This is a genomic window from Citrobacter sp. CFNIH10 (assembly GCF_002934585.1).
GTDB lineage: Bacteria > Pseudomonadota > Gammaproteobacteria > Enterobacterales > Enterobacteriaceae > Citrobacter_A > Citrobacter_A amalonaticus.
Window position 1 is genome coordinate 3,702,005 of the sequence record NZ_CP026216.1, and the last position, 24,765, is coordinate 3,726,769.

The following is a 24,765-nucleotide window of genomic DNA, read 5'->3' on the forward strand; positions in this document are numbered from 1 at the left end:
TGTCCTTATGCCTGAACGGTGTTCATCAGACCGGCCATTTCATCTTTAACCGACTGGACCTGCGGGCCAATCACCACCTGCAGGTTATGTTGATTCAACTGCACGACACCAATGGCACGATTGTCCTTCAGCGCCTGCACATCAACCTGCGACATATCCTTAACAGAAAGACGCAGTCGGGTAATGCAGTTATCCAGACTAACGATGTTATCCGCACCGCCCAGCGCAGCCAGAATAGCAGGTACGTTATAACCTGATTTTCCCGGCGTACCGGCAACGGCTTTTTCGATCGAGCTGGCAATCTCACTGTCACGACCCGGTGTTTTGAGGTTAAAGCGAGTGATCGCGAAGCGGAAGATAGCATAGTACACCACGAACCAGACTGCCGCGACGACCGGTACCAGATACCATTTGGTGGACAGTCCGTGGAGGATCCCAAACACCACAAAGTCAATGATATTGCCGTCAGTATTACCGATAGTCACACCCAGAACCGACATCATGGTAAAGCCCAGACCGGTCAGCAATGCGTGAATAACATACAGTACCGGAGCGACAAACAGGAACAGGAATTCCAGTGGTTCCGTGGTGCCGCCAACGACGCAGGCAATCAGACCCGAGATCAGCAGCCCTTTGATCTTGTGACGATTCTCCGGACGCGCGCAGTGGTACATCGCTAACGCCGCACCTGGCAAGCCGCCGAGAAATGCCGGCATTTTACCCTGTGACAGGAAGCGGGTGGCGCTTTCTGAGAAGCCCTGCGTGGTCGGGCAACTCAGTTGCGCCTGGAAAATGGTCAGCGCGCCGCTCACCGTATGACCGCACACTTCCTGGGTGCCCCCGGCGTCGGTAAAACGAATTAACGCCACCAGAATGTGATGCAAACCAAACGGCAACAGCAGGCGTTCGCCCGTACCAAACAGCATCGGACCAAAGTCGCCCGCACTGTTAATCATATGACCCAGACCGCTGATCCCCATCGCGAAAACCGGCCACACTAACGGGATCACCAGACCAACCAGTCCCATCACCACTGAGGAGACGATTGGGACAAAGCGGGTGCCGCCGAAGAAGGCCAGCGCATCCGGCAAACGGATGTTATGAAAACGCTCGTGCAGCATCCACACGATAATACCGGCGATTACCGCACCGAGGATCCCGGTGTCAATTGACTGAATGCCGAGGATATTCTGGATGTTGTTGGCTTTCAGGACCGCCGCATCGGTGGTCGGCAGAATACCCTTTGCTGTCAGCCAGAAGTTAACGGCGAGGTTCATTACCGCGTAACCGACAAAACCGGCAAACGCCGCCACGCCTTTGTTTTCGCGCGCCAGCCCGAGCGGAATCGCAATACAGAACATCACCGGCAGGAAACTGAAGGCAAAGGAGCCAACTTTGCTCATCCAGGTAAAGATGGCCTGTAGCACCGGATTACCCAGTGCCGGAAGCAGGGTGATCACATCGTGGCTGCTTAGCGAACTGCCAATCCCCAGCATAATCCCGCAAAACGAAAGCAGCGCCACGGGCAGCATAAACGTTTTCCCTAACTGCTGGAAAAATTCCCACAGCGTAATTTTTGGTGTTGTTTTCGCCGTCATCTAACGACTCCTTGTGCAAATCCATCGGTAATGAGAAAATTTGATCAAGAAGATAAAACGTTTTATCACTTTTTAGTGCGGTGAAAATCACATTATCAGACGATATTAACGCGTATAAATAGAGGTAATAGATAAAACGTTTTATCTGTCACATTATCAGGGAGTCTGGCGTTTTTATGGCCATAGCCAAAAAAATCACTATCCACGATGTTGCACTGGCGGCGGGCGTCTCCGTCAGCACGGTTTCACTGGTACTCAGCGGCAAAGGTCGTATTTCAACCGCCACCGGCGAACGGGTGAATGCGGCGATAGAACAACTCGGTTTTGTGCGTAACCGTCAGGCTTCGGTGTTACGGGGGGGCCAGAGCGGAGTGATTGGATTGATTGTCCGCGATCTGTCGGCTCCGTTTTATGCTGAACTGACGGCGGGATTAACGGAAGCACTGGAAGCACAGGGCCGGATGGCGTTTTTGTTGCATGGTGGTCAGGATGGTGAACAACTGGCGCAGCGTTTTGCCATGCTCCTGAATCAGGGCGTTGACGGCGTGGTGATCGCCGGGGCGGCGGGCAGCAGCGATGACCTGCGCCTGATGGCGGAAGAAAAGGGCATTCCGGTGGTTTTCGCCTCGCGAGCCAGTTATCTGGACGACGTAGATACCGTGCGTCCGGACAATATGCAGGCCGCGCAACTGTTGACGGAGCATCTGATTCGTCACGGTCATCAGCGCATCGCATGGTTGGGTGGGCAGAGTTCATCATTAACGCGTGCGGAACGCGTCGGCGGCTACTGTGCGACACTGCTGAAATACGGTTTACCGTTTCACAGCGACTGGGTCATGGAATGCGCATCCAGCCAGAAGCAGGCCGCCGAGGCCATCGGCGCGTTACTACGACGCAATCCGACCATCAGCGCCGTGGTGTGCTACAACGAAACGATTGCGATGGGCGCATGGTTTGGCCTGATGCGGGCGGGACGGCAGAGCGGTGAAGTGGGGGTTGATCGCTACTTTGAGCAGCAGGTTTCATTAGGCGCCTTTGCCGATGTGGCGGAAAACGCGCTGGACGATCTGCCAATTGTCTGGGCGACAATGCCGGCGCGGGAAATGGGCTACAGTCTGGCGGAACGCATCCTGCAACGCATTGCGCGTGAGGAAAGTCACACCCGCAGTCAGACGCTATCTGCGCGACTGGTGGTGCAAGAATAAACCCCTCCGCAGAGGGGTTCTGGTGATTACGGCTGGGGCAGCACCATGCCGAACATTCCGACAAACTCCTCCAGCGGCATCTTCTTCCCGTTTAAGGTCACCTGACCATTCGCGTACTGCAGGCTGGTGCCAATGGTGTTGTCTTCAAGGGTGGTAATGCGGAACATCTGTCCCATCGCGGCCAGGCCTTTCACCTGCTGGTTGGCAAGTTTAGCGGCTTCATCCTGCTGATAACCTTCCAGACGGGCGACCTGAGTCATAAACTCAACGGCCATATCCACCGGAATCGACAGCTTACCGTCGAGCGATTTCACCGAGCGGTCGACTTCGTCGGCCAGCGTTTGCGGTTCACCTTGCGCGGTGGCCGGATCCTTCAGGAACAGGGACAAATTCAGCGCCGTTTCGCCTTTGGCATTTTTCCAGCTCAACGGCGCAATGGTAATGACCGGTTCGCCTTTCATCAACAGCGGCAGGGCGCCAAAGAAAGCTTCGGTCACTTTCTGCTGATACAGTTCCGGGTTGTCCGCCACGTCCGGCTGCGATAACAGCGCCTGGGTCTGGGCATTATACTGCTGGCTAAACTGATGCCATGCCGCGCCGTCAATCTGACCGACTTTCAGCGTCAGCTTGCCGCTTCCCAGATCCTGATTCTGAACCTTGAGGCTGTTCAGGGTGTAATCCAGTTGGCTGTTGATGGTTTTACCGTCATCCACGAGATCGGTCTTCCCACTGATCTCCATGCCTTCCAGCAGCGCCATCTCTTTGCCTTCAACGGCGAGGGCCATTTTCCCAATCGTGACTTTCTGATCGCCGACGCGCTCACCAAAGCTGGCAAGCGTGCTGGAACCTTCTGTTTTCAGGTCGTTAAAGGAGAGCTGGACCTTTTGATCGTACTCGTTCACCGCATCGACCAGACCGCTCTTCGCTTCACCGGAAAGGGAAACCACGTTGCCTTCTTTATCGGCATTGAAAATAAATTCGCCGCCGCTGAAGGCGACTTTCTCCGCCCCTTTTTCGTAGTTCAGCGGTTTCAGCGACATTGCGGAACGGGTATCGCCGCTGTAGCTGATTCGCGAATTGATCTCAAAAGGCGTTTCACCTTTCGCCATCTCAAAGAGCGGTTTGCTGACGTCATTGTTGACCAGGGTCGTCTTCACCGAGGCCATCGACGGCAGAAGATTAAAGGTTTTCAGTTGCGCGAACGGGAAGGGGCCGTGATCGACGGATTCGTCAAGCACCACGCTTTGGCCAGCTTTCAGCCAGGGATTTTCTTTTCCGGCCACCGGCTTGAGCACCAACTGTAACTGGCTGCTGAAGATGCCACGCTGATAGTTCTGATAAGCGAGTTCCACGTTTGCTTCCGGCGCGGTGAGTTTAATCTGAGCATTGGCCTGGTCGACCATCTCAGCAAGATGGGTTTCCAGCTTTTTACCTGTGTACCACGCACCGCCCGTCCAGACGACGCCGAGTGCGACAATCACACCTGCAGCTACCAGCGATTTTTTCATATTGTTTATCCATAAAATGAAACCAGGCGGTAGAGACCGCCTGGCAAAGTCATAAGCCGATTACAAGCTTAGCAAGAGTAACTACAAAATTCAGTAAGTTGCTAGAGTTTGTTGTAAACCCGCGCCACACGGCCCACGCCGCTGACGCTCACCGGCGACTCTTCGGCGCTGATAAATGCCGATTCTCCCGGTTTCAGCACCAGGCGCTGCTCGCCTTTGCGCAGGAGAGCTTCACCCTCAACGCAGAAGAGTATCGCGGCGCTTTGCTGGTCAATCGCGGTTTCTTGCGCAGACAGGTCGTGCAGGGAGAACGCGAAATCATCAACCGGGATCGGGAAATCAAGTTCCGCGCCATGTTTCACCGGCGTGGTCAACAACTGGTTCGCCGGTTTTGCTTCAAACTTCACATTGGCAACCAGTTCCGGAATGTCGATGTATTTCGGCGTCAGACCCGCACGCAGCACGTTATCGGAGTTGGCCATCACTTCCAGCGCCACACCTTGCAGATAGGCATGTGGCGTTTCGGCGAACAGGAACATCGCTTCACCTGGATTGAGCTTCACCACGTTCAGTAGCAGAGGTGAGAAGAGGCCGCTGTCGTCCGGGTAAAACTCCGCGATAAGACGGATGGTCTGCCACGGCTCGCCTTGCTGGGTTTCCAGCGCCGCTTTCAGAATCGCCAGCGCACGGGATTTCTCCTCACCCTGCATACTTAACAGAGCGGCAAACAACTGGCTCAGCCGCTCGGCGTTGGGCTGTTCGAGAAAATGAGCGATGGCAGTGTGTGCACCAGCCACCGGTTGCAGCAGCGAAACGATTTCAGAGAACTCGCGAAACGCGTTCATGGCAAGGAACGGGGTCAGCGCGAAGACCAGCTCCGGCTTGTGATTGGGATCTTTGTAGTTGCGCTCTGCGGCATCCATCGGGATACCGGCGCCGTTCTCTTTAGCGAAGCCAATTTCAGAATTGCGCTTGTTCGGATGCACCTGGATGGACAGCGGCTGCGCGGCGCACAGCACTTTGAACAGGAACGGCAATTCGCCGAATCGCTTTGCCACGGCATCACCCAGCAGCGCGGATTGATTGCCGTCAATCACATCGCGCAGCGAGACGACCTGACCGCTGGCATCTTCAATTTTCGAACTGCTTTTAGGGTGGGCGCCCATCCACAGCTCTGCCATAGGTAACTGCTGCGGATTCGCCAGACCATAGAGTTCCGTCAGCGCCGTTTTACTTCCCCAGGCGTAGTTCTGCACGGAGTTGATGAGTTTTTGCATGTTCAATGCCCTGTTGCAAGTTGGAAATCAGTGGGAACTTAATTCGACTATTAAAGCAAGAAACCTGTGGGAAGTAACCTGTGGGCGCAAAAAGTCGTACTTGTCTCAGTTTTTGTTAAAAAAATGTGTAGGATAGTGTAACTCGCTTTTAACGAGGGCAATGGATCATCTGCCCTGAAGCCTAAGAAAATCAGACCGAGCAGTAAGTGAGAGAACAATGTCAAACAAACCCTTTCATTATCAGGATCCTTTTCCCCTTAAAAAGGATGATACCGAATACACCCTGCTGACCAGTGAATACGTCTCCGTCGCCGAATTTGAAGGACAAGAGATCCTTAAAGTCGATCCGGAAGCGTTAACACTGCTCGCGCGCCAGGCCTTCCATGACGCCTCATTTATGCTGCGCCCCGCACACCAACAACAGGTTGCTGATATTCTGCGCGACCCGGACGCCAGCGAAAACGACAAATATGTGGCGCTGCAGTTCCTGCGCAACTCTGACATCGCAGCGAAGGGTATTTTGCCAACCTGCCAGGATACCGGCACGGCGATTATTGTCGGCAAAAAAGGCCAGCGCGTCTGGACCGGTGGTGGTGATGAGGCGGCGCTGGCGCGTGGGGTATACAACACCTACATCGAAGATAACCTGCGCTACTCGCAAAACGCCGCGCTGGATATGTATAAAGAGGTGAACACCGGCACCAACCTGCCAGCGCAGATTGACCTCTACAGCGTCGATGGCGATGAATACAAATTCCTTTGCATCGCGAAGGGCGGCGGCTCCGCGAACAAGACTTATCTCTATCAGGAAACCAAAGCGTTGCTCACGCCGGGCAAACTGAAAGACTACCTGGTTGAGAAGATGCGGACGCTGGGAACTGCAGCATGTCCGCCATACCACATCGCCTTTGTGATCGGTGGGACGTCGGCAGAGGCGAACCTGAAAACCGTGAAGCTGGCGTCGGCGAAATACTATGACGAACTGCCGACCGAAGGGAATGAACATGGTCAGGCGTTCCGTGACGTCGAGCTGGAAAATGAACTGCTGACGGAGGCGCAAAACCTTGGTTTAGGCGCGCAGTTTGGCGGCAAATACTTTGCCCACGATATTCGCGTGATCCGTCTGCCGCGCCACGGCGCATCCTGTCCGGTCGGGATGGGCGTCTCCTGCTCGGCAGATCGTAACATCAAAGCGAAGATCAACCGTAAAGGCATCTGGATCGAGAAGCTGGAGCACAATCCGGGTAAATACATTCCTGAAGAACTGCGTAAAGCGGGCGAAGGGGAAGCGGTTCGCGTTGACCTGAATCGTCCAATGAAAGCGATCCTCGAACAGCTGTCGCAATACCCGGTGTCGACCCGTCTTTCCCTGAACGGCACGATCATTGTTGCTCGTGATATCGCGCACGCTAAATTAAAAGAGCGGATGGATAATGGCGAAGGGCTGCCGCAGTATGTAAAAGATCACCCGATTTACTACGCCGGTCCGGCGAAGACGCCAGAAGGCTATGCCTCCGGTTCACTCGGTCCGACCACCGCCGGGCGTATGGATTCGTATGTTGATCAGCTTCAGTCGCAGGGCGGGAGTATGATCATGCTGGCGAAGGGTAACCGCAGTCAGCAGGTGACTGACGCCTGTCAAAAACACGGCGGATTCTACCTCGGCAGCATTGGTGGTCCGGCGGCCGTACTGGCGCAGGGCAGCATCAAGAGCCTGGAGTGTGTGGAGTATCCGGAACTGGGAATGGAAGCGATCTGGAAAATCGAAGTCGAAGATTTCCCGGCCTTTATTCTCGTTGACGATAAAGGAAACGACTTCTTCCAGCAGATTCAGACGTCGCAGTGCGCACGCTGCGTTAAGTAACGTCAGCCGCCCTTCGGGGCGGTTTTTTTTATCGCACAAACCACCAAACGGTGGTGCTGTCATCGTTGATACTCATAAGACCGCAAGCATGTGGGCAATGTCGAACATAACCTAATCAATTCATTATCTAAGGAGCAGGTCATGGTAACGGTACGCAGCGAGAAAGATTCGATGGGCGCGATTGATGTCCCGGCAGATAAACTGTGGGGGGCACAAACCCAACGTTCACTTGAGCATTTTCGGATCTCCACCGAGAAAATGCCCGTCTCGCTGATCCACGCGCTGGCGCTCACCAAGCGCGCAGCGGCAAAGGTTAACGACGATTTAGGGTTGCTGGCCGCCGACAAAGCTGCCGCCATTATGCAGGCCGCGGATGAGGTGCTGGCAGATAAACACGCGGAAGAATTCCCTCTGGCTATCTGGCAAACCGGGTCGGGTACGCAAAGCAACATGAATATGAACGAAGTGCTGGCAAACCGGGCCAGTGAGTTGTTGGGCGGCGTTCGCGGCATGGAGCGCAAAGTCCATCCAAATGATGACGTCAACAAGAGCCAGAGTTCGAACGACGTCTTCCCGACGGCAATGCATGTGGCTGCGCTGCTGGCGTTGCGCAATCATTTGATTCCGCAGTTGCAGGTGTTGTTGAAGACGCTGAACGAGAAATCAGACGCTTTCGCCGATATTGTCAAAATTGGCCGTACTCATCTCCAGGACGCCACGCCGCTGACGCTGGGACAGGAGATTTCTGGCTGGGTGGCGATGTTAGAACATAACCTGCGGCACATTGAAAACAGTCTGCCGCACGTGGCGGAACTGGCGTTAGGCGGAACAGCGGTCGGCACCGGGCTGAATACGCATCCGGAATATGCCCGTCGCGTCGCCGATGAACTGGCGGCCATCACCCAGGCTCCCTTTGTCACCGCGCCGAACAAGTTCGAAGCGCTGGCGACCTGTGATGCGCTGGTTCATGCTCACGGCGCGCTGAAAGGGCTGGCGGCGTCGCTAATGAAAATCGCCAACGATGTTCGTTGGCTGGCGTCGGGGCCACGCTGTGGCATTGGCGAAATCGCCATCCCGGAAAATGAACCGGGCAGCTCGATCATGCCGGGCAAGGTTAACCCGACCCAGAGTGAGGCGCTGACGATGCTGTGTTGTCAGGTGATGGGGAACGATGTGGCGATTAACATCGGCGGCGCATCAGGTAACTTCGAACTGAACGTCTTCCGTCCGATGGTGATCCACAACTTCCTGCAATCGGTGCGTCTGCTGGCGGACGGTATGGAAAGTTTCAACGAGCATTGTGCGGTCGGTATCGAACCCAATCGTGAGCGGATTAATCAGTTGCTCAATGAATCACTGATGCTTGTCACCGCGTTGAATACCCATATCGGCTACGACAACGCGGCGGAAATCGCCAAGAAAGCACATAAAGAGGGGCTGACGCTGAAAGCTGCGGCTCTGGCGCTGGGCTATCTCACCGAAGTGGAGTTTGACAGCTGGGTGCGGCCAGAGCAGATGGTCGGCAGTATGAAACCAGGTCGTTAATCCGCCACATACAGGTGCAGCCGCGGAATTATCAGACGCAGCGGCTGTGCCTGCGGTTTAAAGCGATGCTGTATGTTTTCGGCATCGTAGTTCAGTAGCTCGCCAATATCCGGCATACCTGCGCCGTTTTCCGTATTGATCAACGCGATAAGCGGCGTCGGGCAGGCATGCTGTACCTGCTTTTGCTCGCCTTTGTACCAGACCCTGGCGATGGGCTGGACTTTGACCGGACGCTTAATTTTGAGTTTTGCCTGTTGTGGCAGGGCGGCGATATCCTGATATTCACGCTCCAGTTTTGCCTGCCACTCCTCGCGGGTCCAGGGATGTACGCTGCGCGGCGTATTCAGACTCTTTTCCAGTTGCGCCAGTACCTCATCACGTTGCAAATTCTTGATGATATGTTTATTCGCCCAGCCAAAACGCAACGTCGCCGGATCGTTTATCACCGTCAGCGTCCGATAGGCATTGAGCGTAATCAGCCCCGGCAGATGGCGATGGACCCATTCAAAGCGCGCCGCAGACGGCAAACCGGACTCCACGGTGACAATATGCTCAAAAGTGGTTTTCAACTGATTGATGCGCTGTACCTGATTTTCCAGCGCCGCCTGGCTGGCACTGCCCACCTGATAGCACAGCACGCCCGGCAGACGCACCGCCGCTTTACTGCTACGGGTTTCGGACTGCTGCTGAATAAACAGGTGGCGATAGTGCGCCAGCGCCAACGCTTCGGCCTCTTTACCCAGATGCTGCTTCACCGCAATGGTATCCAGCGGGGCGTGCTCGGCCTCTTTGGTTACCTCCGGCAGCGAAAAGACACGGGCAATCATCAGATGATGTTCTCCGAGCGCTTGCGTTAGTTCAGCCAGCGTCTGCTCCATCTGGCGAAATGTGGTGTTCAGTCTGTCGACAAGATCGTAACGGGCCATTGCGCACCTCATTAGTTACAACATACTCAATGTATAGCACGTTATATCGCCTGCGACTACCGTGCGAATAGCGTCAGCCAGCGGTTAATTCAGGAATTGTGTGCCAGATCGGCCAACAAAAGCTGAAGCGAGCGCCACCCAGTTCACTTTCCCCGCAGCTCACCGTGCCACCCATCGCCTGGGCGATGGAATAGACAATCGCCAGACCCAGACCGCACCCGCCGGTGGCGCGGTCCCGACTCGGATCCAGACGGACAAAAGGCTCAAAAACAGTCTCCCTGGCTTCCGGGGCAATGCCCGGCCCGTCATCGTCGACGGTCAGCGTGGCGAAACGATCGCTGAGCTGCAGGCTTATCTGCACCGTGGACTGGCAGTAGCGCAGCGCGTTGTTCAGCAGATTATCCAGCACGCGCTCCATCAGTCGCATATCCAGCGCACCGTAGTTGCCCCGGGCGAGATGCGGAACCTGCAATGTCCGATCAGGATTCACGCTTTGCACATCATCAATATGCGCTGTGAGCCAGGCCGGGAGGTCCGGCTCGCTAAGATGCAGTTCATTCTGCGGCCTGTCGAGGCGGGCGTAAGTTAACAGCTCCTCAATTAAGGCTTCGAGCTGTCCGATATCGCGATTGAGCGCCAGAGATTCTTGTTCCGTGAGATTTTCACTCATCTCCAGTCGGTAGCGCAGGCGAACCAGCGGGGTGCGCAATTCATGGGCAATCCCGTCGATCAGCTGTTTTTTACTGGCAATCAACGCATTGATATTGTCCGCCATCTGATTAAAAGCAATGCCCAGCCGTTCAAAACTGGAGCCGCTGTCAAAATGCAGTCGTTCACTGAGATGACCTTTACCGAACCGCTGGGCGGCGGCTTCCAGTCGCAGCATTTCCTGCCAGTGTGGACGCATCCAGATAAACACCGGAAAGGCCAGTGAGATGGCGATAAACGCCATCAGCGCGATATCCAGCAGGCGCATCTGATGGAGAAAATAGAGATAGGGTACGGGACCCACGGCCAGCACGTAATGACTGCGCGGAATGCGCTGAATGAAGGTGTACTGATCGTCGAGTGCAATGATGTCGCCTTCACGCAGACGCTGCATACTCTGATCATCCAGCGTGAATTTTGTCAGTGGCTCAACGCGCAGGTCAAAAGAGAGATTGAGGTCCATCTCTTTGAGCGTTTTACCCCAGTCGCGCGGCGGGATCTCGCGTAACTCGCTGCGCATCAGATACAGCGAGCTTTTCATCAGGTCATCGAGCGACTGCCTGCCAGCCCGCTCTGCGGTGAATTTATACACCAGCCCGACCAGCAGGGTCATCACCAGAAAGCAGACAAACAGCAGGAGATAAAACTGCACGAACAGTTTCTTCATTTACATCCCCGAATGCCGTGATGGCACATCATCCCAGGCGTGCGGGGCAAACAGATAGCCTTTATTGCGTACCGTTTTAATACGATAGGGTTCAGCCGCATTATCGAGCAGTTTCTTACGCAGACGCGAAATGGCGACATCGACGCTGCGATCCATGCCGTCGTAGCTTACACCGCGCAGATTTTTCAGCAGCGCATCGCGGTCCATAATCTGACCGGCGTGCGTGGCGAGTTCCCATAGCAGCTCGAAATCCGCGGTGGAAAGTATAACCTGTTCACCACTGAGCAAAACGACACGGTTGATGGGGTCGATAGTCAGGGAACCAAAGCGCAGCGTTTTATGCGGCGTGACGGCGGCAGGCTGAATCCCTTTGCTATGGCCTGACTGATCGCTCTGTCGCAGATGCAGCCGCAGACGGGCCAGCAAGACCGCTGGTGGCGTGGTCTTCAGGATGTAATCGCAGGCGCCCATTTCCAGCGCCAGGATGTGGTTCATGTCGCTGTCCAGCGAAGTGAGGAGGACGATCGGGCCCTGCCATTGCCCTTGCAGGTCACGACAGAGGGTCATGCCGTCTTTACCGGGGAGCATAATATCCAGCAATACCAGGTCCGGCTGAACCTGGAGGATCCGCGCTTCAGCCAGATCGCCACGCGGCTCGACAATCACATCGAAATCGTGTTTAGCCAGATAGGCCGCAATGAGCGAGCCGACCTCAGGATCGTCTTCAACAAATACAATCGTGTTCATCGTCTTGATTGCCGATCAAAAACGTCAACATACACCGCCGGGGCGTTACCTTCCATTAATCTTTCCTAAACGGTGATGCTTCCGTTATGCTGGTTGCTGATGTTATTGATGTGTAAAGGCAAGGTAATGGGACTCGTGATTAAAGCCGCGCTGGGTGCGCTGGTTGTGGTGTTGATTGGGTTGCTGGCAAAAACGAAGAATTACTACATCGCAGGACTCATCCCGCTGTTCCCGACATTCGCGCTGATTGCCCATTATATCGTGGCCAGCGAGCGGGGCATTGACGCGCTAAGAACGACCATTGTCTTCAGCATGTGGTCGATTATTCCCTATTTTGTCTATCTCGTTTCGCTGTGGTATTTCACCGGTTTTCTGAAGCTGCCAGTGGCGCTGGGCGGGGCAGTGATCTGCTGGTGCCTGAGCGCCTGGCTGCTGATCTTTTGCTGGGTCAAACTGCACTAACGCAGATGACGGCCACCGTCTACGGCGAAGCTACGACCCGTCACAAAACAACTGGTTAGAAGATAATCGATTAAATCGATCACCTCCTTTTCCCCCGGAGCCGTTTTCATCAGCGATTTGTTTAGCGCCTGCTGGCGGTACTCGGCGTCATCCCCCTCGTTAAACAGGATCAGCGAAGGGGCAATGGCGTTGACCTTCACCTCTGGCGCGAGCTTGCGGGCAAATGAACGGGTCATATTATCCAGCGCCGCTTTACTGGCGGCATAAGCGATATGCTTGTCACTGCCTTTCTCCACAACGTAGTCGGTAAAGTGAATGATGTCAGCGGCGGCGTGACCATGCCCGCGTAGCATGCCTTCGAGCGCATGGTTAAGCAGATAGGGGGCATTGACGTGGATTTGCATCATACAGGCCAGGACATCAGAGAGCGGTATTCCCGGCTTCTCTGCCATCCATGCGCTGGCATTGTGGACGATGGCGCGCAGACCGCTGGCGCGTTCTTTTACCGTATCGGCGAAGGTAAGAATGCCTTCATTGGTGGAGAAATCAGCCTGAATGCACAGGGCGCCCGCTTTGGTCAGCCCGTCAATCGCCGGATAATGCGTACGGTAACTGACGATCACCGGCTGTTTCTGGTTGATAAAGTGCCAGGCAATGGCGAGGCCGATACGGCGGCCACCACCGGTCACTAAAATGGGCAGAGGGTGTTGGGTTCTCATCGAAAAACTCCTTATGCGCCTGCGAATCAGGCTATTAGCGTCAAACGATGGGATGCGTTTACCCCACCAGCAGCCAGGTCGCCGGTACGGCGGCAACCAGCAACAGACCAATCAGAACCATTTCCTGTCGGTTCAAAACGTTATCATGCGTATGCGTCTTACGAGCATACAGGAACACCAGCAGACCCGGAGCATAAAGCACCACGGAGAGCAGCAGGTGCATCGGCCCGGAAGCATACAATAACCATAAGCCATAAATGCATGCACCGACACCTACCGCCTGATGAAGCGGACGGGTGGCGATTTTCAGCAGGAAGGCGCCGACGAGGAAATAGGGGACCAGAATCATCTCTGAGGCGATGGTCAGCAGCGTGTTGTAATCCGAACCGGTTAGCCAGATCAGCACCAGACAGACCTGAACGCAGAGGTTGGTGAGCCACAGTGAAGCCGATGGCGCGCCTTGCGCATTTTGACGGGCGAAAATCCGCGGGAAGGCTTTATGCGTTGAGGCAAGGAACGGGACTTCCGCCGCCATAATCGTCCAGCTCAGATAGGCTCCACAAACGGAGACAATCAGACCCGCCGCAATGATAATCTCACCCCACGGCCCCATCATTTTGACCATCAGACCTGCCATTGACGGGTTACGGATCTCCGCCAGTTCCGGGCGGGCAACTACGCCAAGCGAGAGCAGAGTGACCAGCAGATAAACGGCAAGCGCAGAGAGCACCGCTAACAGCGTGGCGCGACCGACATCATGTTTGTTACGCGCCCGCGCCGAGACGACGACCGCGCCTTCCACACCGATGAATACCCACAGCGTGATGAGCATCGTGTTCTTAACCTGTTCCCAGACCGGGACACCCAGCGCGAGGCCGGTAAAGTCGAGGCTGAAAACCTCAAGCTTAAACGCCATAAAGGCCAGCAGGATAAACAGACCGAGCGGCAGCAATTTCGCCAGCGTTGCCACCAGGTTGATGCTGGCCGCCGTTTGTACGCCGCGCAGCACCAGAAAATGCACCACCCACAGCAGAATCGACGCACCGACGATCGCCTGCCAGGTATTGCCGTCGCCAAACAGACGCCACTCCGGCGTATCGGTGAAGAAACTGAGAGCAGAGAAGACAATGACCAGATAGGAGACGTTGGCAATCACCGCGCACAGCCAGTAGCCCCAGGCCGAGCAGAACCCGATCAGCTCACCGAAACCTTCGCGGGCATAGGTGAAGATGCCGCCATCCAGTTCGGGACGGATACGGGTCAGGATTAGCATGGCAAACGCCAGCAGCAATATCCCGGCCCCGGTAATCGCCCAGCCAATAAGTAACGCCGACGGGCTGGCGACAGCGGCCATATTCTGCGGCAGACTGAAAACACCTGCGCCAAGCATTGAGCTTAAAACCAGCGCGGTGAGAGCGCTCAGTCCCAGTTTCTTTTCCATGGTTATCCCGTGGTACAAACGATCGATGGAGAATAATTATTGTGGCAAAGCGCATAAAAATGGTGAAAGCCACTAAGGCGCGGGATTTTACGGAGAGAAGAGACTGCATGCAATGATCAGAGGAAAATTTGTGCCTGATAAAGCGAAAGGCGGCATAAAGCCGCCTTATTTTATGACCGGAGAGCCTTATTTATACAGATCGGCGCTGATGGTCATGTTGTTACCACGTTCCTGCCACTGGCGGGTAATGTGGTAATACTTAGCCCCTTGCTTCGCTGCACGCTTGGCAACCTGGTAAGAGACTTCAGTCATGCTGCTGTAGTTGCCGGTGAACTTGATGCTGTCGAACGGCACCATCATGGCCGCCGTGGCTTTGTTCAGCTCTTCAACTTTGGTGCCATCCGGAAGAGTGACAGTGTAACGCCCACCTTTCGTGGATTGCGTTTCGAAGAAACGTCCAACTTCAGAACTCGGCGACGCGGTAGTTGCAACACCAGGAATTTCGACGTTTTTCGCCGCTTCGCCACCGGCAGCTAACGCTGCGCGACCGGCATCGGAATCCGCCGGGATCGCGTCAGGGCTCTGCACCACGCGTTTCTTCGCATCTTTTTTATAGATAAAAGCTGTAATGCGCTGGTTACCGCCCTGGTTCGCATCGATTTGACGCACGATGTAGAAGGCGTAAGCGTCTTTTTCTTTTGCCGCTTTGGTGATGGCATCATTCACTTCCGGCTGGCTGCGGTAGAAACCCTGTACCGTAACGGTATCATACGGTTCCAGCATGACGGCTTCTGATTTTGGCAATTCAACCACGCCATTGATCACGCGGTTCTTGCTGGCTTCCGCTTTCTCGGCGTCGGCTTTGTAGAAGTCTGCAACAACACGCCAGTTACCGCTGTTACCAAAATCAGATGTATCGACAACATAAAATGAGGCGGCGCCTTCTTTATCTGCGCGGCGGTTAACGGCCTTCACCGCATCGCCAATCGCATTAAAACGGCCTGTGACCGTGACACGGTCGTAAGGTTTCAGTGCTGCCGCTTGCTCCGGCGTCAATTCTGTTGCTGCGTTTACGGAAAAAGCCGTCGCAGAAAGAAGTGCGGACGCCAGGAGTGTGTTCTTAAGCTTCATAAAAATAATCCTTCGCCTTGCGCAAACCAGGTACTGGTATTGTTATTGACTAGAAACGTGGCTGATTATTGCATTTAAACCCGGTGACTGTCTGCGTGATTTTTCAATCGACACAGCAGATGAGGTCACAAGGTCGATAACAAATTATGATATGTCGAAAAAATGGTCATTTCACAGTAAAAACTGATGAACGTACTGAATTTTATAAGTTAATTTAATGTTAATTAGTTGATCTGCCGTGGCGCTTAATCATGTTTTGCCGCATCGTATGAGCGATTTATGGGCCTTTCACCACGAATTGAAGGTCATTATCCCGGTCAGAAGGCTGAATCGTTCCTGTTTTGCTGATAACCCGACAAATACTGTTTTTTGGCGCTAGATCACAAGCGCTATTTTCAGTACGTTATAGAGAGTTTGTTACTGTTTTATTTTTCCGGGGTAACCTATACCTCCTGCGTGAAATTGCCTGCGCAATTCCACGTTAACTGACAAACCATCATCAAAAATACCGATGGAAGGGAACATTATGCGAATTGGCATACCAAAAGAACGGTTTACCAATGAAACCCGCGTAGCAGCGACGCCGAAAACGGTTGAGCAACTGCTGAAGTTGGGTTTCACCGTCGCGGTTGAGAGCGGCGCGGGTGGACTGGCGAGTTTTGACGATAAAGCTTTTGTAGAAGCGGGCGCGGAAATTGTCGATAGCAGCGCTGTCTGGCAATCAGAGATCATTCTGAAGGTTAACGCACCGGAAGATGCAGAAATTCCGTTACTCAATCCGGGCACCACGCTGGTCAGCTTTATCTGGCCTGCGCAGAATCCAGAGTTAATGCAAAAGCTCGCCGAGCGTAATGTGACGGTGATGGCAATGGATTCTGTACCGCGTATTTCACGTGCGCAGTCGCTGGATGCATTAAGCTCGATGGCAAACATTGCCGGTTATCGGGCGATTGTGGAAGCCGCGCACGAGTTTGGCCGCTTCTTTACCGGGCAGATCACCGCTGCGGGTAAAGTCCCTCCAGCCAAAGTGATGGTGATCGGGGCCGGTGTTGCTGGTCTGGCCGCCATAGGCGCTGCGAACAGCCTGGGCGCGATTGTGCGTGCCTTTGACACCCGTCCGGAAGTGAAAGAACAGGTCCAGAGTATGGGCGCTGAATTCCTCGAACTGGATTTCAAAGAGGAAGCGGGAAGCGGTGACGGTTACGCCAAAGTGATGTCTGAAGCGTTTATCAAAGCGGAAATGGCGCTGTTTGCTGCGCAGGCAAAAGAGGTCGACATTATTGTCACCACCGCGCTGATTCCGGGTAAACCAGCACCGAAACTGATCACCCGCGAAATGGTTGATTCCATGAAAGCGGGCAGCGTGATTGTCGATCTGGCGGCGCAAAACGGCGGGAACTGCGAATACACCGTCGCCAATCAGGTCACAACCACGGCCAACGGCGTTAAGGTGATCGGTTATACCGACTTGCCAGGGCGTCTGCCGACACAGTCTTCACAGCTATACGGCACCAACCTTGTTAATCTGCTTAAACTGCTGTGCAAAGAGAAAGACGGCAATATCACCGTTGATTTCGACGACGTGGTCGTGCGTGGCGTCACGGTCGTGCGTGACGGCGAAATTACCTGGCCGGCACCGCCGATTCAGGTATCTGCTCAACCGCAGGCCGCTGCGAAAGCCGCACCGGTTGCAAAAGAGCCGGAAAAACCGGCATCGCCGTGGCGTAAATACGCGCTGATGGCGCTGGTGATCATTCTGTTCGGCTGGCTGGCAGACGTCGCGCCGAAAGAGTTCCTCGGTCACTTTACGGTGTTCGCACTGTCTTGCGTGGTGGGCTACTACGTGGTCTGGAACGTCTCTCATGCTCTGCATACGCCGCTGATGTCCGTGACCAACGCCATCTCGGGGATCATCGTGGTTGGCGCGCTATTGCAGATTGGCCAGGGCGGCTGGGTTAGCTTCCTGAGCTTCATCGCGGTCCTGATTGCCAGCATCAATATTTTCGGTGGCTTCACCGTGACTCAGCGCATGCTGAAAATGTTCCGGAAAAACTAAGGGGTAACACATGTCTGGAGGATTAGTTACAGCTGCATACATTGTTGCCGCGATCCTGTTTATTTTCAGTCTGGCGGGACTTTCAAAACATGAAACGTCTCAGCAGGGTAACAACTTCGGTATCGCCGGGATGGCGATTGCGCTGATTGCCACGATTTTTGGCCCGGACACCGGCAACGTTGCCTGGATCCTGGTGGCAATGATCATCGGCGGCGCGATTGGTATTCGTCTGGCGAAGAAAGTTGAAATGACCGAAATGCCGGAACTGGTGGCGATTCTGCACAGCTTCGTCGGCCTGGCTGCGGTACTGGTCGGCTTCAACAGCTATCTGTATCACGAAGCGGGCCTTGAGCCGATTCTGGTTAATATTCACCTGACCGAAGTGTTCCTTGGCATCTTTATCGGTGCGGTGACCTTTACCGGTTCAGTGGTGGCATTTGGTAAGCTGCGCGGCAAGATCTCTTCTAAACCGCTGATGCTGCCGAACCGTCACAAAATGAACCTCGCGGCGCTGGTGGTCTCTTTCCTGCTGCTGGTGGTTTTTGTCCGTACCGAAAGCGTTGGCTTGCAGGTCCTGGCACTGCTGGTGATGACCATTATTGCGCTGGCGTTTGGCTGGCACCTGGTGGCGTCCATTGGCGGGGCGGATATGCCGGTCGTGGTCTCCATGCTGAACTCCTATTCGGGTTGGGCGGCAGCGGCGGCGGGCTTCATGCTGAGCAACGACCTGCTGATCGTGACCGGTGCGCTGGTGGGTTCTTCCGGTGCGATTCTGTCTTACATCATGTGTAAGGCGATGAACCGCTCGTTCATCAGCGTGATTGCAGGGGGCTTTGGTACCGATGGTACGGCGTCCAGTGGTGATGAAGAAGTGGGCGAACACCGTGAGATCAGCGCAGAAGAGACTGCGGATATGCTGAAAAACTCGCATACGGTGATCATCACCCCGGGCTACGGCATGGCGGTGGCGCAGGCACAGTATCCGGTCGCGGAAATTACCGAGAAGCTGCGCGCGCGCGGTATCAAGGTACGTTTCGGCATCCATCCGGTGGCAGGTCGTCTGCCTGGTCACATGAACGTACTGTTGGCGGAAGCGAAAGTGCCTTACGACATCGTGCTGGAAATGGACGAGATCAACGATGATTTCGCCGATACCGACACCGTGTTGGTTATTGGCGCGAATGATACCGTGAACCCGGCGGCGCAGGACGATCCAAACAGTCCTATCGCTGGGATGCCGGTGCTGGAAGTGTGGAAAGCGCAGAACGTAATTGTCTTCAAACGTTCGATGAATACCGGCTACGCCGGTGTGCAGAACCCGCTGTTCTTCAAAGAGAACACCCATATGCTGTTTGGCGATGCCAAAGCCAGCGTGGATGCGATTCTGAAAGCGCTGTAATCCGTTGTTCTGTTGAAACGGCCTCTGCGGAGGCCGTTTTTACGTCGGTCACTTTTTATTTGCATCGCCTAACAGAATGGCAATACTTTGCCCACCAACGGATTGTTCCAGCGCAATCTTGACGATAATGGTCAGCGGTACCGAAAGCAGCATCCCCACCGGACCCAGCAGCCAACCCCAGAAGATCAACGACAGAAACACCACCAGCGTAGAGAGCCCCAGACCGCGTCCCATGATGCGTGGTTCAAGGATGTTGCCGAACACCAGGTTGATGATCAGATAGCCCGCCAGCACCACCAGCGCATCGTACAGGCCGCCAAACGCCAACACCTGAATGATGGGCGGGATCGCCGCCAGCACTGAACCAATGTTTGGGATGTAGTTGAGTGCAAAGGCCAACAGCCCCCAGATAAAGGCGAATCGAACGTCCAGTGCCGACAACATGCCCCAGACCACCAGCCCGGTGACCAGACTGATTGCCGTTTTCAGCACCAGATAGTGCGATACGCTATCAATGGCGCGCTGAATGGCGGCCATCCCCTCGACCGGACGGACCATAATCTGCTGGAATTTAGTGGGGAGTTGCGGCACTTCCAGCAGCATAAAGACCACTGTCAGCAGGAGTAAAAATATCGATGACATGGCATTGGTTAATTGCGCCAGCAAATTGGTGATCAGGGTCATCGCCGCGTTGGGGTCAATATACTTCACCATCTCATCCACGGAGACGCCGATGCCTAAGCGGACCAGCCAGGGCTCGAGGTTTTTCAGCGGAATGACCAGTGAGGAACGATACTGGGGCAGGGTGCGCGCCAGTTCGTTGAGGGACGTTCCGAGGTAAGCCAGCAGTAACACCATCGCCATGACGATGATGATCACCAGCAAGGATATCGCCAGCACGCGCGGAACGCGCAGTTTCACCATCCGCTGTACCAGCGGGCTAAGGACGACGGCAATAAATAACGCCAGAATAAATGGCACAATAATATCTGCCGCAAAGCGGATACCGGTAAGAATGATCACCAGCATTCCCAGCATAATGACGATCTTAAGACCGTTCAGCGTGATGATTGGTTTTGCCATGGAGCGTCCTGTATTTTTTTGCTTGCCGCGTATAATAATGTGATTGTGATCGAATCGTCCTGTGAAAAATCAAACGATTCGGGTAAAGAAGTGAAAAGGTTTTGAGTTAATTCCTGGCCTATGATACAAATCAGGCGTGTTCAACTACCGAGGACAATTATCATCCGCGATGACGAGAAGCAACACTGCGGATAATTGTAATATTATGGACAATATGTTCAGGACGTTTTTTTCTGCACAAATTCTTCTTCGCACTTCCTCCTCTTTCCTGCTTGCAGGTGAGCAGCACTGGCGCAACGCGCTTTAGTCCCTTCTTCTGTTCGAGCTGACGCTACGCGTCTGGCTAACTGATTTTATTTTCTGGTTTGCAGCGTTGTGCAAGCCCACAGGATTATATTCTCAAGCAGGAGAAGCACCATGTTTTACTGGATTTTATTAGGTCTGGCGATTGCCGCTGAAATTACCGGCACATTGTCGATGAAATGGGCAAGCGTAAGCGATGACAACAGCGGGTTTATTTTAATGCTGGTGATGATCGCTGCCTCGTATATTTTCCTCTCTTTTGCCGTTAAAAAAATCGCCCTCGGTGTGGCTTACGCATTGTGGGAAGGGATCGGTATTTTATTTATTACGCTGTTTAGCGTGTTGTTATTTGATGAGCCGCTGTCGATCATGAAAATTGCCGGTCTGGCGACGCTGGTAGTGGGGATCGTGTTGATCAAATCCGGTACCCGCAAGGCGCGTCAGTCAACGAAAGAGGTGACCCATGCAACAGTTTGAATGGGTTCACGCCGCCTGGTTAGGGATGGCGATCGTGCTGGAAATTATCGCCAACGTCTTTTTAAAATTCTCTGACGGCTTTCGTCGGAAATTGTACGGCATTCTCTCGCTGGTCGCGGTACTCGCCGCCTTCAGTGCGCTTTCACAGGCGGTAAAGGGCATTGACCTGTCCGTTGCCTACGCGCTGTGGGGGGGATTTGGTATCGCCGCGACGCTGGCTGCCGGATGGATACTGTTCGGGCAACGTCTGAATCATAAAGGCTGGATCGGCGTTGTGTTGCTGCTGGCTGGCATGGTGATGATTAAACTGGCCTGATGTATCGCTGCCCGCGATTCGCGGGCAGTACAATGCGCCTTATTGTTCCCCGGCCAGCGCATCCAGTTTTTCCCGAAATCCCGTCACCGAGATCGCCCGGTTATCTGCGCGCCAGCGATCTTTCGCCGCCGGGGCGGAACTCTGAACGCCGATTAACTGCCAGCCCGCCTCGGTTTTCAGCATCAGCGGTGAACCGCTGTCGCCCGGCAGCGTGTCGCACTGGTGAGATAACACCGAACTTTGCGCCCAACCGGTGACGATACAATCCTGATGAGAATAGAGCGTATCCAGATGATCTTCCGGATACCCCGACTGCGTGACCTTGCGTCCGGCCTCTTTGAGTGCGGCGGTTAGTGCCGCTTTATCGCCCTCAAACAACGGTAACGGCGTGATGCCGGAAGGGGGATAGCGCAGAACGATCAGGCCAAAGTCCCAAGACGCGGCTGCCGGTGGCACAATCCAGCCGTCGCCATCGGGCTTCAGACGTTTTCCCAGACCGGGATCCACCCGGCCTTCAATACCGTGAATTTCATAACGCCAGAGACCTTTTTTCGAGACAAAACGCAGGACGACGGCTTTATCCGGTTTCCCTTTTGGCGGCGTTAACAAGCAATGTCCGGCAGTGAGCGCCAGATGTGGGGAGATGAGCGTTGCGGTGCAGAGGTTACCGCTGGCGGTTTCCAGTTGTCCGATGGCATCCCACGGCGATTGAGTAGGATCGCTTACCGGCGCGCGATCGTCCTGACCAAAAAATAACGTTTTGATTTCACTGGTCCCGGTATCCGCGTCAGGCTTATCCGCATGCGCAATACCCGATGAAAAGCACAACGAACCCAGTAATACAGTAACGGTTTTACGCATATCACACTCTGTGTGGGTAATTATGATTATTAAAAGAGAACCCTCAGTAATTACTATAGACGTAACGGCGTAAAAGTGAGAGAAAAATCAGAGTACTACGATCAGGAAAGATAAAAGCGGGCGGCTATGAGCGCACATAAAATAAGCGTGATAAGGATGAACTCAAAGCGATAACGGCGCACCATGTTACCCTCCGAAAAGGACGGCGCTAAACCGGGAAAGCGTTCAGCGCCGTTGAAGAATGGCGCAAGGGTTCGCGCCAGTTTACACAGACAGGATTTAAGCAGCCGGTTGAGCGGCAGGCTTAGCGGCCGGTTTCTGGTTGTGTTTTTTGGTGTGCTTTTTAGCGGCTTGAGCTTTCTGTTCAGGGGCCTTTTGCTCAGTCGTGGCTTTGGCTTTTTTCACGTGTTTTTTCGCGGCCTGCGCTTTTTGTTCTGGCGCTTTCTCGGTAGTCGCTTTGTGATGTTTTTTATGATGTGTGGTTTTGGCCGGCGCCGCTTTTGCAGCAGGCGCTGCAGCCGGTGCAGTTGATGTAGTGTCAGCCGCAAACGCCGCAGAAGACAGACCCATAGCAGCGGCAACAACCAGAGCTAATACTTTTTTCATTCTCATACCCTCGATTTGGTTTTTCATTCAACCCCACTGCGGGGCCGTTGAAATCACTATATCGCTGGATGCTGTGCGCTTCCGTGAGTCATTGGTTTCGGCGTGTAACGATATGTACAACGCCGGGCGCAGCGGCCCGGCGAGGGGATTTACAGATAGCGAGATTCAAGATGGGCGCGGAAATGACGGCTGCTCAATGCTTCTCCGGTAGCCTGAGTAATCAACTGCGCCGTGGTAAAGCGACTGCCGTGCTGCCAGATGTTCTGTTGCAGCCAGTCGAACAAGGCGCTGAAATCGCCGCCCGCAATCTGCTGACTGAGACCCGGCAACGCGCGATTTGCGGCGCTGAACAACTGTGCGGCATACATCGCGCCCAGCGTGTAAGAAGGGAAGTAACCAAACCCGCCGTCAGTCCAGTGAATGTCCTGCATGCAGCCGTCGCGATAGTTCCCTTTTGTTGACAGGCCCAGCCAGGTCTGCATTTTTTCGTCCCATAGCGCCGGAATGTCGTCCACCTCAATATCGCCATTGATCAATGCGCGCTCAATCTCATAGCGCAGGATGACGTGCGCCGGGTAGCTGACTTCATCCGCATCCACGCGGATAAAACCGGGTTTCACTCGCTGGTTCCAGGCAATGAAATTTTGCTCTTCAAAGGCAGCCTGATCGCCAAAATGACGCTTCACGGCAGGTAGCAGCCGCCTTAAAAATGCATTGCTGCGTCCTACCTGCATTTCAAAAAACAGACTCTGGGATTCGTGGATCGCGGTGGAGCGGGCAAGGGCGACGGGCTGACCCAGCCAGTTACGCGGCAGGTTTTGCTCATAGCGGGCGTGGCCGGTTTCGTGGATCACGCCAAACAGGGCGCTGAGTAATTCGTTTTCGTCATAGCGCGTCGTGATGCGCACATCTTCCGGCACGCCGCCGCAGAAGGGATGTGCGCTGATGTCGAGGCGACCGGCGTTAAAATCGAAACCGAGTACAGACATTGTCTCCAGTCCCAGTTCGCGCTGAACGGCAGTCGGGAAGGGGCCAACAGGGGCAATCAGCGACTGCTGTGACTGGCGGGCAACCACGCGGTTGAGCAGATCCGGCAGCCACGATTTGAGATCGGCAAACAGGCCGTCCAGCTGTGCGCTGGTCATGTCCGGCTCGTAAATGTCCAGCAGTGCGTCATAGGGAGAACAACCTTTCACGTCGGCGCGCAGTCTGGCCTCTTCGCGGCTCAGTTTCACGACTTCTTTTAAATTCGCAGAGAATCCCTGCCAGTCGTTGGCGGGGCGCTGACTGCGCCAGGCGTGTTCACAGCGACTGCCGGCGAGAGATTTGGCCTCCACCAACGACTCCGGTAACAACGCGGCCTGGGTATGCAGACGCGGCATTTCCCGCAGATTGGCCTGTTCCACATCATTGAGATCCTCTTGGGCGGCAGTGGCAAGCCATTGCGCCACTTTCGGTTCGGTCAGGATTTGATGTTCCAGAACGCTCAGTTCCGCCAGCGCTTCACCCCGCGCCGCACTGCCGCCGGGTGGCATCATGGCGAACATATCCCAACTGGCGATGGCGGAGAGGTGCGAGAAGCGAGAGAGACGCAGGAAGGTGCGGGTAAGTTGTTGATAGTTTTTGTTGTCCATGTAACCTCTTCGACGTAACAGGCGGGTTGAGTTCCCCCACCATAATGGGTAGTTATGTTTATCGATAGCCTTTTTTATAGTAGCCAACGGGAACATCGTACCCGTTCAATAACAATAATCACACACAGCAAAATGAATCCACTCCACTGGGTTGTCTTTGCTCTTCTGGCACTGGATGCCGTCAGAGAATTGATGGGCTTTTCATCAATCTTAGGAATGTGGTAACCACTGT

The 24,765-nt window shown here is 54.4% G+C and carries 23 protein-coding genes; 9 read left to right on the plus strand and 14 right to left on the minus strand.

Annotation, left to right across the window (positions count from 1 at the left end):
* Nucleotides 1–5: 5 nt before the first annotated feature.
* The gene (gene malX, locus C2U53_RS21720) at nucleotides 6–1,598 is read right to left on the minus strand and encodes a PTS maltose transporter subunit IICB (RefSeq protein ID WP_044254641.1); all 1,593 of its coding nucleotides are present in this window, start codon (nucleotides 1,596–1,598) and stop codon (nucleotides 6–8) included.
* Between the two features lie 176 nt (nucleotides 1,599–1,774).
* On the opposite strand from malX, the gene C2U53_RS21725 reads away from it, so the two are divergent.
* A complete protein-coding gene (locus C2U53_RS21725; RefSeq protein ID WP_043000778.1) occupies nucleotides 1,775–2,803 on the plus strand; it encodes a Mal regulon transcriptional regulator MalI in 1,029 nt (342 codons plus the stop codon).
* Between the two features lie 26 nt (nucleotides 2,804–2,829).
* On the opposite strand, the gene C2U53_RS21730 is transcribed toward C2U53_RS21725, so the two are convergent.
* Both C2U53_RS21730 and manA read right to left on the minus strand, forming a co-directional pair.
* Complete coding sequence (locus C2U53_RS21730; protein WP_044254638.1) at nucleotides 2,830–4,311, minus strand: YdgA family protein; 1,482 nt, start codon at nucleotides 4,309–4,311, stop codon at nucleotides 2,830–2,832.
* A 101-nt stretch (nucleotides 4,312–4,412) separates the two neighbouring features.
* Nucleotides 4,413–5,588, minus strand: coding sequence for a mannose-6-phosphate isomerase (gene manA / locus C2U53_RS21735; protein WP_043000776.1), 1,176 nt, complete (start codon nucleotides 5,586–5,588; stop codon nucleotides 4,413–4,415).
* 217 nt (nucleotides 5,589–5,805) lie between these two features.
* Here manA and fumB point away from each other — a divergent pair, with 217 nt between their 5' ends.
* Complete coding sequence (gene fumB, locus C2U53_RS21740) at nucleotides 5,806–7,452, plus strand: class I fumarate hydratase (protein ID WP_043000775.1); 1,647 nt, start codon at nucleotides 5,806–5,808, stop codon at nucleotides 7,450–7,452.
* A 141-nt stretch (nucleotides 7,453–7,593) separates the two neighbouring features.
* Nucleotides 7,594–8,997: a class II fumarate hydratase gene (gene fumC / locus C2U53_RS21745; RefSeq protein ID WP_104446430.1), complete on the plus strand. Its 1,404-nt coding sequence runs from the start codon at nucleotides 7,594–7,596 to the stop codon at nucleotides 8,995–8,997.
* Here fumC and tus read toward each other — a convergent pair.
* The 3 genes from tus to rstA all read right to left on the minus strand — a co-directional run bounded on the left by tus (nucleotide 8,994) and on the right by rstA (nucleotide 12,045).
* On the minus strand, nucleotides 8,994–9,923 hold the full coding sequence (gene tus / locus C2U53_RS21750) for a DNA replication terminus site-binding protein (RefSeq protein ID WP_090050070.1): 930 nt from the start codon (nucleotides 9,921–9,923) through the stop codon (nucleotides 8,994–8,996). The two genes, fumC and tus, sit on opposite strands and share 4 nt — an antisense overlap.
* A gap of 73 nt (nucleotides 9,924–9,996) precedes the next feature.
* A complete protein-coding gene (rstB, locus tag C2U53_RS21755) occupies nucleotides 9,997–11,298 on the minus strand; it encodes a two-component system sensor histidine kinase RstB (protein WP_104010314.1) in 1,302 nt (433 codons plus the stop codon).
* Nucleotides 11,299–12,045, minus strand: a complete 747-nt coding sequence (gene rstA, locus C2U53_RS21760; protein WP_044265342.1) for a two-component system response regulator RstA — start codon at nucleotides 12,043–12,045, stop codon at nucleotides 11,299–11,301. It lies immediately after the preceding gene.
* A 126-nt stretch (nucleotides 12,046–12,171) separates the two neighbouring features.
* Between rstA and C2U53_RS21765 the strand changes: the two genes are divergently transcribed.
* On the plus strand, nucleotides 12,172–12,507 hold the full coding sequence (locus tag C2U53_RS21765) for a GlpM family protein (RefSeq protein WP_042319174.1): 336 nt from the start codon (nucleotides 12,172–12,174) through the stop codon (nucleotides 12,505–12,507).
* On the opposite strand, the gene folM is transcribed toward C2U53_RS21765, so the two are convergent.
* From folM to ydgH, 3 genes are all read right to left on the minus strand, one after another.
* Nucleotides 12,504–13,226, minus strand: a complete 723-nt coding sequence (folM, locus tag C2U53_RS21770; RefSeq protein ID WP_104446431.1) for a dihydromonapterin reductase — start codon at nucleotides 13,224–13,226, stop codon at nucleotides 12,504–12,506. The genes C2U53_RS21765 and folM overlap by 4 nt on opposite strands.
* A 58-nt stretch (nucleotides 13,227–13,284) precedes the next feature.
* The gene (locus C2U53_RS21775) at nucleotides 13,285–14,667 is read right to left on the minus strand and encodes an amino acid permease (RefSeq protein ID WP_044265337.1); all 1,383 of its coding nucleotides are present in this window, start codon (nucleotides 14,665–14,667) and stop codon (nucleotides 13,285–13,287) included.
* A gap of 186 nt (nucleotides 14,668–14,853) precedes the next feature.
* Nucleotides 14,854–15,798: a DUF1471 family protein YdgH gene (ydgH, locus tag C2U53_RS21780; protein WP_043000768.1), complete on the minus strand. Its 945-nt coding sequence runs from the start codon at nucleotides 15,796–15,798 to the stop codon at nucleotides 14,854–14,856.
* Nucleotides 15,799–16,324: 526 nt separating this feature from the next.
* Here ydgH and pntA point away from each other — a divergent pair.
* The gene (gene pntA, locus C2U53_RS21785; protein WP_090050073.1) at nucleotides 16,325–17,854 is read left to right on the plus strand and encodes a Re/Si-specific NAD(P)(+) transhydrogenase subunit alpha; all 1,530 of its coding nucleotides are present in this window, start codon (nucleotides 16,325–16,327) and stop codon (nucleotides 17,852–17,854) included.
* A gap of 10 nt (nucleotides 17,855–17,864) precedes the next feature.
* Entirely contained in the window at nucleotides 17,865–19,253 is a 1,389-nt protein-coding gene (gene pntB / locus C2U53_RS21790; RefSeq protein ID WP_043000766.1) for a Re/Si-specific NAD(P)(+) transhydrogenase subunit beta, read from the plus strand.
* A gap of 48 nt (nucleotides 19,254–19,301) precedes the next feature.
* On the opposite strand, the gene C2U53_RS21795 is transcribed toward pntB, so the two are convergent.
* Nucleotides 19,302–20,336: an AI-2E family transporter gene (locus C2U53_RS21795; protein WP_043000765.1), complete on the minus strand. Its 1,035-nt coding sequence runs from the start codon at nucleotides 20,334–20,336 to the stop codon at nucleotides 19,302–19,304.
* A gap of 417 nt (nucleotides 20,337–20,753) precedes the next feature.
* On the opposite strand from C2U53_RS21795, the gene mdtJ reads away from it, so the two are divergent.
* The gene (gene mdtJ / locus C2U53_RS21805) at nucleotides 20,754–21,116 is read left to right on the plus strand and encodes a multidrug/spermidine efflux SMR transporter subunit MdtJ (protein WP_044265333.1); all 363 of its coding nucleotides are present in this window, start codon (nucleotides 20,754–20,756) and stop codon (nucleotides 21,114–21,116) included.
* Complete coding sequence (mdtI, locus tag C2U53_RS21810; protein WP_043000763.1) at nucleotides 21,103–21,432, plus strand: multidrug/spermidine efflux SMR transporter subunit MdtI; 330 nt, start codon at nucleotides 21,103–21,105, stop codon at nucleotides 21,430–21,432. Before mdtJ ends, mdtI begins: the two co-directional genes overlap by 14 nt.
* A 39-nt stretch (nucleotides 21,433–21,471) precedes the next feature.
* On the opposite strand, the gene C2U53_RS21815 is transcribed toward mdtI, so the two are convergent.
* The 4 genes from C2U53_RS21815 to C2U53_RS21830 all read right to left on the minus strand — a co-directional run bounded on the left by C2U53_RS21815 (nucleotide 21,472) and on the right by C2U53_RS21830 (nucleotide 24,533).
* Nucleotides 21,472–22,293 carry a serine protease gene (locus C2U53_RS21815; RefSeq protein ID WP_044254610.1) on the minus strand — a complete coding sequence of 274 codons (822 nt, stop codon included), beginning with the start codon at nucleotides 22,291–22,293 and terminating at the stop codon, nucleotides 21,472–21,474.
* A gap of 101 nt (nucleotides 22,294–22,394) precedes the next feature.
* Complete coding sequence (locus C2U53_RS21820; protein ID WP_099434124.1) at nucleotides 22,395–22,478, minus strand: hypothetical protein; 84 nt, start codon at nucleotides 22,476–22,478, stop codon at nucleotides 22,395–22,397.
* 94 nt (nucleotides 22,479–22,572) lie between these two features.
* Nucleotides 22,573–22,899 (minus strand): acid resistance repetitive basic protein Asr, encoded by a 327-nt coding sequence (gene asr / locus C2U53_RS21825; protein WP_172740615.1) that lies wholly within the window; start codon nucleotides 22,897–22,899, stop codon nucleotides 22,573–22,575.
* A 149-nt stretch (nucleotides 22,900–23,048) separates the two neighbouring features.
* A complete protein-coding gene (locus tag C2U53_RS21830; RefSeq protein WP_104446434.1) occupies nucleotides 23,049–24,533 on the minus strand; it encodes a carboxypeptidase M32 in 1,485 nt (494 codons plus the stop codon).
* A 132-nt stretch (nucleotides 24,534–24,665) separates the two neighbouring features.
* Between C2U53_RS21830 and C2U53_RS30780 the strand changes: the two genes are divergently transcribed.
* Nucleotides 24,666–24,758, plus strand: coding sequence for a KPN_01571 family protein (locus tag C2U53_RS30780; RefSeq protein ID WP_224267594.1), 93 nt, complete (start codon nucleotides 24,666–24,668; stop codon nucleotides 24,756–24,758).
* Nucleotides 24,759–24,765: the final 7 nt, after the last annotated feature.

Bases quoted from the DNA above. Each gene is read 5' to 3' on its own strand.
- malX (WP_044254641.1), bottom strand. From the start codon at position 1,598: ATGACGGCGAAAACAACACCAAAAATTACGCTGTGGGAATTTTTCCAG.
- C2U53_RS21725 (WP_043000778.1), top strand. From the start codon at position 1,775: ATGGCCATAGCCAAAAAAATCACTATCCACGATGTTGCACTGGCGGCG.
- C2U53_RS21730 (WP_044254638.1), bottom strand. From the start codon at position 4,311: ATGAAAAAATCGCTGGTAGCTGCAGGTGTGATTGTCGCACTCGGCGTC.
- manA (WP_043000776.1), bottom strand. From the start codon at position 5,588: ATGCAAAAACTCATCAACTCCGTGCAGAACTACGCCTGGGGAAGTAAA.
- fumB (WP_043000775.1), top strand. From the start codon at position 5,806: ATGTCAAACAAACCCTTTCATTATCAGGATCCTTTTCCCCTTAAAAAG.
- fumC (WP_104446430.1), top strand. From the start codon at position 7,594: ATGGTAACGGTACGCAGCGAGAAAGATTCGATGGGCGCGATTGATGTC.
- tus (WP_090050070.1), bottom strand. From the start codon at position 9,923: ATGGCCCGTTACGATCTTGTCGACAGACTGAACACCACATTTCGCCAG.
- rstB (WP_104010314.1), bottom strand. From the start codon at position 11,298: ATGAAGAAACTGTTCGTGCAGTTTTATCTCCTGCTGTTTGTCTGCTTT.
- rstA (WP_044265342.1), bottom strand. From the start codon at position 12,045: ATGAACACGATTGTATTTGTTGAAGACGATCCTGAGGTCGGCTCGCTC.
- C2U53_RS21765 (WP_042319174.1), top strand. From the start codon at position 12,172: ATGGGACTCGTGATTAAAGCCGCGCTGGGTGCGCTGGTTGTGGTGTTG.
- folM (WP_104446431.1), bottom strand. From the start codon at position 13,226: ATGAGAACCCAACACCCTCTGCCCATTTTAGTGACCGGTGGTGGCCGC.
- C2U53_RS21775 (WP_044265337.1), bottom strand. From the start codon at position 14,667: ATGGAAAAGAAACTGGGACTGAGCGCTCTCACCGCGCTGGTTTTAAGC.
- ydgH (WP_043000768.1), bottom strand. From the start codon at position 15,798: ATGAAGCTTAAGAACACACTCCTGGCGTCCGCACTTCTTTCTGCGACG.
- pntA (WP_090050073.1), top strand. From the start codon at position 16,325: ATGCGAATTGGCATACCAAAAGAACGGTTTACCAATGAAACCCGCGTA.
- pntB (WP_043000766.1), top strand. From the start codon at position 17,865: ATGTCTGGAGGATTAGTTACAGCTGCATACATTGTTGCCGCGATCCTG.
- C2U53_RS21795 (WP_043000765.1), bottom strand. From the start codon at position 20,336: ATGGCAAAACCAATCATCACGCTGAACGGTCTTAAGATCGTCATTATG.
- mdtJ (WP_044265333.1), top strand. From the start codon at position 20,754: ATGTTTTACTGGATTTTATTAGGTCTGGCGATTGCCGCTGAAATTACC.
- mdtI (WP_043000763.1), top strand. From the start codon at position 21,103: ATGCAACAGTTTGAATGGGTTCACGCCGCCTGGTTAGGGATGGCGATC.
- C2U53_RS21815 (WP_044254610.1), bottom strand. From the start codon at position 22,293: ATGCGTAAAACCGTTACTGTATTACTGGGTTCGTTGTGCTTTTCATCG.
- C2U53_RS21820 (WP_099434124.1), bottom strand. From the start codon at position 22,478: ATGGTGCGCCGTTATCGCTTTGAGTTCATCCTTATCACGCTTATTTTA.
- asr (WP_172740615.1), bottom strand. From the start codon at position 22,899: ATGAAAAAAGTATTAGCTCTGGTTGTTGCCGCTGCTATGGGTCTGTCT.
- C2U53_RS21830 (WP_104446434.1), bottom strand. From the start codon at position 24,533: ATGGACAACAAAAACTATCAACAACTTACCCGCACCTTCCTGCGTCTC.
- C2U53_RS30780 (WP_224267594.1), top strand. From the start codon at position 24,666: ATGAATCCACTCCACTGGGTTGTCTTTGCTCTTCTGGCACTGGATGCC.